Consider the following 6,987-nt stretch of genomic DNA (forward strand, 5'->3'; position numbering starts at 1 on the left):
GTCCAGCGCGGACCCCGAGGTCGCCGTCGACCTGATCCTCGGCCCGCTCTACTGGCGGCTCGCGGTCGCCCGGGGCGAGATCAGCGACGACTACCTGCAGAAGCTGACCGCGGCGGTCATGGCCGCGCTGAAAGCCGGTCCGCCGGCAGAGAGCTGAGCTCCGGCGCCGGCATCAAGCGGTCAGGGTGTGGCATTCAACAAGTCGAGCACGTTGTGCTGACAGCTGTGGTTGGTGGGCACGAACGGACCGGCCCAATGGCTGCCGTACTGGTCCAGCGCGTTGCGGTTGGTCGCGTAGTTGCTGTCCGCGTTGCGTCGCAGGTACGTGGTGTACGCGCCGCCGACCGCCGCGTTCAGCACGCCGAGCCCGCGTACCCCCGCGCCCTTGAAGCTGGCGCCGTCGCCCGAGCACCCGCTCTCGTTCGGCTCCGTCATGATCCCGCCCGGGCTCAGATACGAGCTGGTCGTGAACGCGTCGCCGATCCGCCGCGCGGTGGCCAGTGCGTTCGCGTCGCCGGTCAGCCGGTTGAGCTGGACCAGGGCGTTGATCAGCACGCCCTGGTTGTAGGTCCAGGTCACGTCGCCGTTGTTGCGGCAGGTGCTGAGGTTGATGCCGTCGTTGACCAGGTTGGAGCCGTTGATCATGCCGGTGCTCTGAAACCAGGCCCAGCCTGCCTGGGCCCGCTGCCGGTACACCGTGTCGCCCGGGATCCGCTGGGACAGCAGCGAGTTGAGCTGGATGTAAAGGCTGTTGGAGATCGCGTTCTTGTAGGTGCGGGCGGTGTTCCACCAGATCCCGCCGCCGCAGCGGGTGTCCCAGTACGCCGCCATGTGGTCGGCGTCCGCGCGGGCGGTGTTCAGGTAGCGGCTGTCGCCGGTCCGGTCGTAGGCGGCCACCCAGGCCGCGCCCCACCAGCCGGTGTCGTCGAGATACTCGTTGCGGAACTGGCCGAGGCGCGAGTTGACGTTGCGGTTGTAGGTCTCCGCGATCACGTACTCGTAGCTGGGCATGCCGCTGATCCGGAAGCTCTCGATCATCGCGCTCAGCGCGTTCGCGCCGGTCCACCAGCCGTTGCCGTCGAAGAGGCCGGTGTTGCGGTCCCACAGCATCATCAGCGCGGTCGAGGCGGCGGTCCGCCGGTCCCAGGCGTTCCAGTTGCTGCGCGCCCAGGCCGTGCACACGATCTCGGGCCGGTCACCGGCCTTGCCGCAGGCCCGCAGCGCGCCGACCCCGCGGGCGCCCCAGTCGTCGACGTTGTACTGCAACGTGCGCCAGCTCGTGCCGCCGGCCGGGACGGCGGCGTTGCCGATCCGGCCCTCCCAGGTCTTCCCGCCGTCGAAGGAACGGTCCAGCCACACCTCGTCGCCGCTCTGGCCGCCGTCGACCGTGCCCCAGGCCATCGCGTCGGTGTCGTTGACGTGCAACCGGAACGTGCGGCCGAAGAGGCCGACGCTGACCGGCGCCCGATCGGAGGGTGCGAGGCCCGGGTCGCGGGCGTCGCAATAGCGGTTGCAGATGGTTGCCGCGCCGGCGGGCGTGGCTGCGAAGGGAAGGGGGATGAGAGCCGCCGCGGTCGTGACGATCGCGAAACCAGCCAGTCTGCGCATCGACATACTTGAAACAAACCGCACAGATTGTTAAACGTCAATGCCTTGCCCGCCCTCAGCCAAAATCTCGGGCGTGGACGGGAAGAAACAACCCGCCTGATACCGCGTTGTTCTCGACCCGCCACGCTCGGTGGCCGAAGGATGCACCATGCGCGACACCACCATCCTCGACGCGGCCGCCCTGCTGGCCTTGGCCATGGGCCGTGGCCCGGCGATCTCCCCGCCGGCGTTGAAGATCAACCCCTCGATCCCGGCCTTGGCGGGGGTTTGGCGCAGCGAGGACGGCACGGTCCATCTGACCCTCAAAAGCGATCACTCGTACGCGCTGAGCGTCGCCGGCCGCAAGCGGAACGCGCAGGGCTCATACCTCCTGGACGGCCCCGACCTGCGACTCCGCGACGACAGCGGCCTGCGCACCCCGGCCCGCCTCGCCGGCGGCGCCATTGAGATGGCCGGTCACGAGCTGCTCCCGCTAAGCCCTCCGGGGGTCGCGCCGATCGGAAGGTGACCGACCGGGAGGGGGAGGCATGCGGCGGACGACGGCTGTGATCGTGGTGGCGCTGTGCGTGCCGCTCGCCCTCACCGGCTGCAGCGCGCTGGGGCTGGACAGCACGATGGTGCCGGACACCTCCACGTCCGCCTCGCCCGGCCCGGTCAGCGGGGCCGGATGGATCGTCTCCACGCAGGGCAGCGCGACACCGAGTCCCGTGCCGTCCCGCGGCGGTGGGAGCCGGTCGCCCGCGCTGCCGCCCGTGTCGTTCCTGCCGATGGACCCGAGCTGCACCAAGCAGTGGACCGTCGACCCGGTGCTGATCCCGATGACCGTCACCCCGGCGAAGGGGTCGTTCACGGTGAGCTGGCCGCGGCAGTACGCCTCCAACTACCGGATCGCGGCGATCCCGCAGCCGCTGAGATCCGGCAGCCAGCCCGCCTACACCTGGCAGGACGTCCCGGCCCCATCGGGCTGCACGGTCACCGCCACGATCACCGGCCTGAAATCCGGCACGCCCTACGTGGTGTGGCTGGACGCCCCGACCACCGGATACGAGCAGGACGGCACCCGGCACCCCTACAGCGGCAAGTCCGGCGTGGTTTACCCGCTCTAGCTTCTCAGGCGGCGATGGCGTTGCGGCCGCTCCACTTGGCGGCGTAGAGGCGCTCGTCGACGGCCCGGAACAACGCCTCACCGGTGACGCCCTCGGTCCACTCCGCCATGCCCACGCTGACCGTGAGGCGTACGCCCGGCAGCACGTCCAGCCGTGCGACCGCCAGCCGGATCCGCTCCGCCACCTCCCGGGCCGCGGCCGCGTCGCCGCGCAGGAACAGGACGAACTCATCGCCCGCGTACCGCACCGCCACGTCACTGGCCCGGCAGTGCCGCCGCAGCAGGCCGGCCACGTCCCGCAACACGCGGTCGCCGGTGCTGTGCGAGAACGCGTCGTTCACCGCCTTGAAGTGGTCGAGGTCCACCAGCAGCAGGGTGAGCGGGCGGCCCAGCCGTCCGTCGTCGATCTGCTCCAGCAGCAGGTCGAAGTGGCGGCGGTTGCCCAGACCGGTCAGTGCGTCCCGGCGGCTCTCCTGCTCGGCGTGCTCGCGGGCCGCCTCGAGCTCCTCCCGCTGCCGGGCCTGCCGGAACATGCCCACGCGTTGCAGGCGCAACTGCCACAACTCGCGCACCTGACCGGCCACCACCGCGAAGAGGTCACGGCTGGGCTGCCCGCCGTCCATCGCGAGCGCGGTCAGGCCCATCTCGTACCGGATGATCGGCCGCTCGTCCGGCAGCGCCGCGGTGAAGCCGCAGGACTGGTGGGCGGCCAGGAACTCGCGGCGGGACTCGGCCAGGGCGCCCGACTCGCGCAGGCTGATGCCCAGCGCCAGGTGCGCCATCCGGGCGAACTCCCAGCTCTCACCGGCGCGCAACGGCATGATCGCGGAGTTGGCGAGCTTCTCGGCCACCGCGATGTCGCCCAGCTTGGCCAGCGCCAGCGCCTGAACCGCGGTCATGCACGGGTCGCCGGGGTGCTGGTCGAGCCAGCGGCGGGTGATCGCGGCGCTGCGGCGCAGCCGGGTGGCGCCCTCCTCGGCCCGGCCGACGTGCGCCAGCCGCAGGCCCCAGTAGAGCAGGGTGCGCGAGTAGATCAGGTCGAATGAGGTGGTCCTGGTCGGGCGCTCGTCGAGTGCGACCAGGTGTTCGTAGGCCTCCGCGGCGGTCTCGTACATCTGCGCGACCGCGGCCGCCTGCGCGAACGAGCACGTCGCCGAGCGGTGCCGTTCGGTGCGCGGACCGGCGTCCAGGAGCATGCCGGCCCGGGCGAGGTACCGCATGCCGTCCACGTACCGGGTCTGTAGCACGCGCATCTGCGCCAGGTCGCACAGCACCTTGGCCTCGGCGAGCAGGTTGCCGGTCCGGCGGTGGGTGCGCAGCAGCTCCTCGCCGATCGCGGTGGCCTCCTCGATGCGGCCCATGTCGAGGTACGCGTACATCCGGCCCTGGCGCAGGAAGTTGGCCGACCTGTCGTCGCCGACGGCGTTCGCGATCATCAGGAACGCGTCCGCGGCGCGGAGGGCCTCGGGCGCCCGGCCGGTGTTGGCAAGTATATGCACCTTACGTGCAAGAAGATGGAGTGGGCCGTAAGCGGTTACGGGCACGGGGAGGCGCCTGTCCTCCTCGATCCACTCCGCCATCCCATCAGTATCTTCCGTTTACTGCACAAGCCAATACCGCTGTCCGAAAGACCTGACTTCTGCATTCTCCGAAACGGTCAGAACCCGGACCGCCGGGACCGTCCGCGACCACTACCGCGCCGGTCATGGGGTGTAGCTCGACTTGCCCGGGGGTAGCCGAAAAGATGCGCGCACTCATCATCAACTGCACCCTCAAGCCCGCCCCGCAGCCGTCCAACACCGAGGCGCTCGCCCGGGTGGTCGCGGAAGCCATGGAGAAGGACGGCGTGACGGTCGAGTGGGTCCGCGCGGTCGACCACGACATCAAGCCGGGCGTGGAGAACGACATGGGCCCCGGCGACGCCTGGCCGGCCATCCGGGAGAAGGTGCTGAACAGCGAGATCCTCGTGATCGCCACGCCGACCTGGGTGGGCAAGCCCTCCTCGGTGGCGCAGCGGATCATCGAACGGATGGACGCGCTGATCTCGGAGACCGACGACAACGGCGTCCCCGTCGCGTACAACCGGGTGGCCGGCGTCGTGAACACCGGCAACGAGGACGGCGCGCACCACGTGATCGCCGAGGTCACCAGCGCGCTGGCGGACATCGGATACACCATTCCGGGCCAGGCCTGGACCTATTGGCACCTCGGCCCCGGCCCGGGCCCGGACTACCTCGACGACCAGAAGGGCCATGACTTCGCGGCCAAGACCGGCCGGGCCATGGCCCAGAACCTGGTCACCGTCGCACGAGCTCTGGCAACGACTCCTCTGCAGGCGCCGCCGTCCTGACCCGGTCGACCCGGACGGGCCACCAGTTGGCCCGTCCGAGCAGGGCCATCGTGGCCGGCACCAGCACCATCCGGACCAGCGTGGCGTCGATCAGCACCGCCACCGCCATGCCCAGCCCGAGCGTCTTCACCGTGACGTCCGGGTCGAGCGCGAAGCCGGCGAACACCGCGACCATGATGGCCGCCGCGCTGGTGATGACCCGCCCGGTCGCGGCCAGCCCGCGCACCACGCTGCCGTTCGCGTCCCCGGTCGCCAGATAGTCCTCGCGCACCCGGGCGAGCAGGAACACCTCGTAGTCCATGGACAGTCCGAAGAGGATGGTGAACATCAGGATCGGCACCCAGCCGGACACCGGGTTGCCGTGCGGGAGGCCGACCAGGCGGGCGCCGGTGTCGGACTGGAACACCGCGGTCACCACGCCGAACGCGGCCGCCACCGAGAGCAGGTTCATCACCGCCGCCTTCAGCGCGACGACCGGTGCGCGGAGGAGGATCGTCAGCAGCAGCACGGAAAGCGCCACCACGAAGCCGATGACCACCCAGAGGCGGCCGGCCAGCCGATCGGAGATGTCGCTGAAGGTTGCGGCGGGACCGGTCACGTGGACTCCGTCCGGCATCGCCTGCCGGATGGTCTTGACGGCCGCTGCGGTGTCCTCATCGGACGGTGCGGACGCGAGCTCGACCACCAGCACGGAGTCCCCGAGCGGCGAAACCTGCGCGACATCGCCGATCGTGCGCAGCGTGCCGGCCACCTCCGGCACCCGGGCGGTGTCCTCCACGGCAACCAGCATCGGCAGGTTCGCGCCTGCCCCGAATTCCGCGGCGACCATGTCATAGGCCCGTCGCACCGTGTTCGACTCCGGCTGCGTGCCGGCGTCCTGTGGCCAGGTGCGCATGCCGAGCAGTGGGGCGGCCAGGGCGGCCAGGGCGATCAGCGACAGCACCGCGGCAAGGACCGGCCGGTTCGCGACCCGCCTGGCCCAGCCCTCGATCGCGCTCGGTCCGCTGGTCTTTCCACGCCGGACCCTCCGCGGGAGGATCCGGTTCCCGGCCAGCGCGCAGAGCGCCGGCACCAGGGTGATCGCGGCCAGCATCACCGCGCCGACGGTGGCGAACGTCGCATACCCGAACGACGAGTAGACCGGCAGGGTCGACAGCTTCAGGCCGAAGAGCGACACGAGCACGGTCAGCCCGGCGATCAGCACGGAATGGCCGGCCGTGGCGGTGGCCTCGGCTGCGGCATCCCGCGGCGACCGGCCCTGGCGCAGCCCGTCGAGGTGGCGGGCGACCAGCAGCAGCGCGTAATCGATGCCCACGCCCAGGCCGACCATGGTCGCCACCGTCGGGGCGGTGCCGCTGATGTCGGTGACCGCGGCCAGCAGCCCGATCGCCGTACTGCCCACGCCCAGCCCGAAGAGGGCGACCAGCAGCGGCAGGCCGGCCGCCACCACCGAACCCAGCGCGAACACGAGGATCAGCAGGGCCGCGACGATGCCGATGCCCTCGGCCAGGCCGTTCGGCGCGGAGAAGTTCTCCGGCACCGAGCCGCCCAGCTCGACCTGGAGGCCGGCGGCCTTCGCCGGGCTCGTGGCTTCGGTCAGCGCGTCGACACCCTCGGTGCCGTGGAAATCGGTGACCGGAACGCTGTAGCCGACCGCGAGCAGAGCTGTGTCGCCGTCCGCGGAGAGTCGCGGCGGCGCCACGGCGGCGACTCCGGGCAGACCCGCGAGCCGGTAGCTGACGGCGGTGAGCACGGCCGGGTCGACCTTGCCGCCGGCACGGTCGTGCACGATCACGCGGGCGTCCGCGCCGGCCGCCGCCGGCATCCGGTCCCGCAGGAACTCGGTGCCGGCCTGGCTGGGCGTACCCGGAATGTTGTAGTTGTCCTTGGTTTCGCCGCCGGCGGCGAAGTTCCATGCGGTCAC

Annotated in this window: 6 protein-coding genes and 1 pseudogene; 4 read left to right on the top strand and 3 right to left on the bottom strand. The window is 70.9% G+C overall.

The features are described from left to right. Nucleotides 1–157, top strand: a pseudogene (locus AB0M20_RS19575) (TetR family transcriptional regulator); the annotation flags it as partial. 23 nt (nt 158–180) lie between these two features. On the opposite strand, the gene AB0M20_RS19580 reads toward AB0M20_RS19575, so the two are convergent. Continuing rightward, entirely contained in the window at nt 181–1,608 is a 1,428-nt protein-coding gene (locus AB0M20_RS19580) for a glycoside hydrolase family 76 protein (protein ID WP_364299986.1), read from the bottom strand. A gap of 148 nt (nt 1,609–1,756) precedes the next feature. On the opposite strand from AB0M20_RS19580, the gene AB0M20_RS19585 reads away from it, so the two are divergent. Together AB0M20_RS19585 and AB0M20_RS19590 are read left to right on the top strand one after the other, a co-directional pair. Beyond that, nucleotides 1,757–2,116, top strand: a complete 360-nt coding sequence (locus AB0M20_RS19585; protein ID WP_364299988.1) for an Atu4866 domain-containing protein — start codon at nt 1,757–1,759, stop codon at nt 2,114–2,116. 19 nt (nt 2,117–2,135) lie between these two features. Beyond that, complete coding sequence (locus AB0M20_RS19590; RefSeq protein WP_364299990.1) at nt 2,136–2,714, top strand: hypothetical protein; 579 nt, start codon at nt 2,136–2,138, stop codon at nt 2,712–2,714. A gap of 4 nt (nt 2,715–2,718) precedes the next feature. Here the strand turns inward: AB0M20_RS19590 and AB0M20_RS19595 are convergent, their stop codons facing one another. After that, a complete protein-coding gene (locus tag AB0M20_RS19595; protein WP_364299992.1) occupies nt 2,719–4,212 on the bottom strand; it encodes a GGDEF domain-containing protein in 1,494 nt (497 codons plus the stop codon). A gap of 245 nt (nt 4,213–4,457) precedes the next feature. Between AB0M20_RS19595 and AB0M20_RS19600 the strand changes: the two genes are divergently transcribed. Next, complete coding sequence (locus tag AB0M20_RS19600) at nt 4,458–5,063, top strand: NAD(P)H-dependent oxidoreductase (RefSeq protein ID WP_364299994.1); 606 nt, start codon at nt 4,458–4,460, stop codon at nt 5,061–5,063. On the opposite strand, the gene AB0M20_RS19605 is transcribed toward AB0M20_RS19600, so the two are convergent. Continuing rightward, the coding region (locus AB0M20_RS19605) for an MMPL family transporter (RefSeq protein ID WP_364299996.1) at nt 5,011–6,987 on the bottom strand (1,977 nt) is incomplete at its 5' end. The genes AB0M20_RS19600 and AB0M20_RS19605 overlap by 53 nt on opposite strands.

Origin of the sequence: Actinoplanes sp. NPDC051633 (assembly GCF_040681735.1) — a bacterium.
GTDB lineage: Bacteria > Actinomycetota > Actinomycetes > Mycobacteriales > Micromonosporaceae > Actinoplanes.

Excerpts from the sequence above, each read along its gene's own strand:
- AB0M20_RS19590 (WP_364299990.1), top strand. The coding sequence starts at position 2,136 with ATGCGGCGGACGACGGCTGTGATCGTGGTGGCGCTGTGCGTGCCGCTC.
- AB0M20_RS19585 (WP_364299988.1), top strand. The coding sequence starts at position 1,757 with ATGCGCGACACCACCATCCTCGACGCGGCCGCCCTGCTGGCCTTGGCC.
- AB0M20_RS19600 (WP_364299994.1), top strand. The coding sequence starts at position 4,458 with ATGCGCGCACTCATCATCAACTGCACCCTCAAGCCCGCCCCGCAGCCG.
- AB0M20_RS19580 (WP_364299986.1), bottom strand. The coding sequence starts at position 1,608 with ATGCGCAGACTGGCTGGTTTCGCGATCGTCACGACCGCGGCGGCTCTC.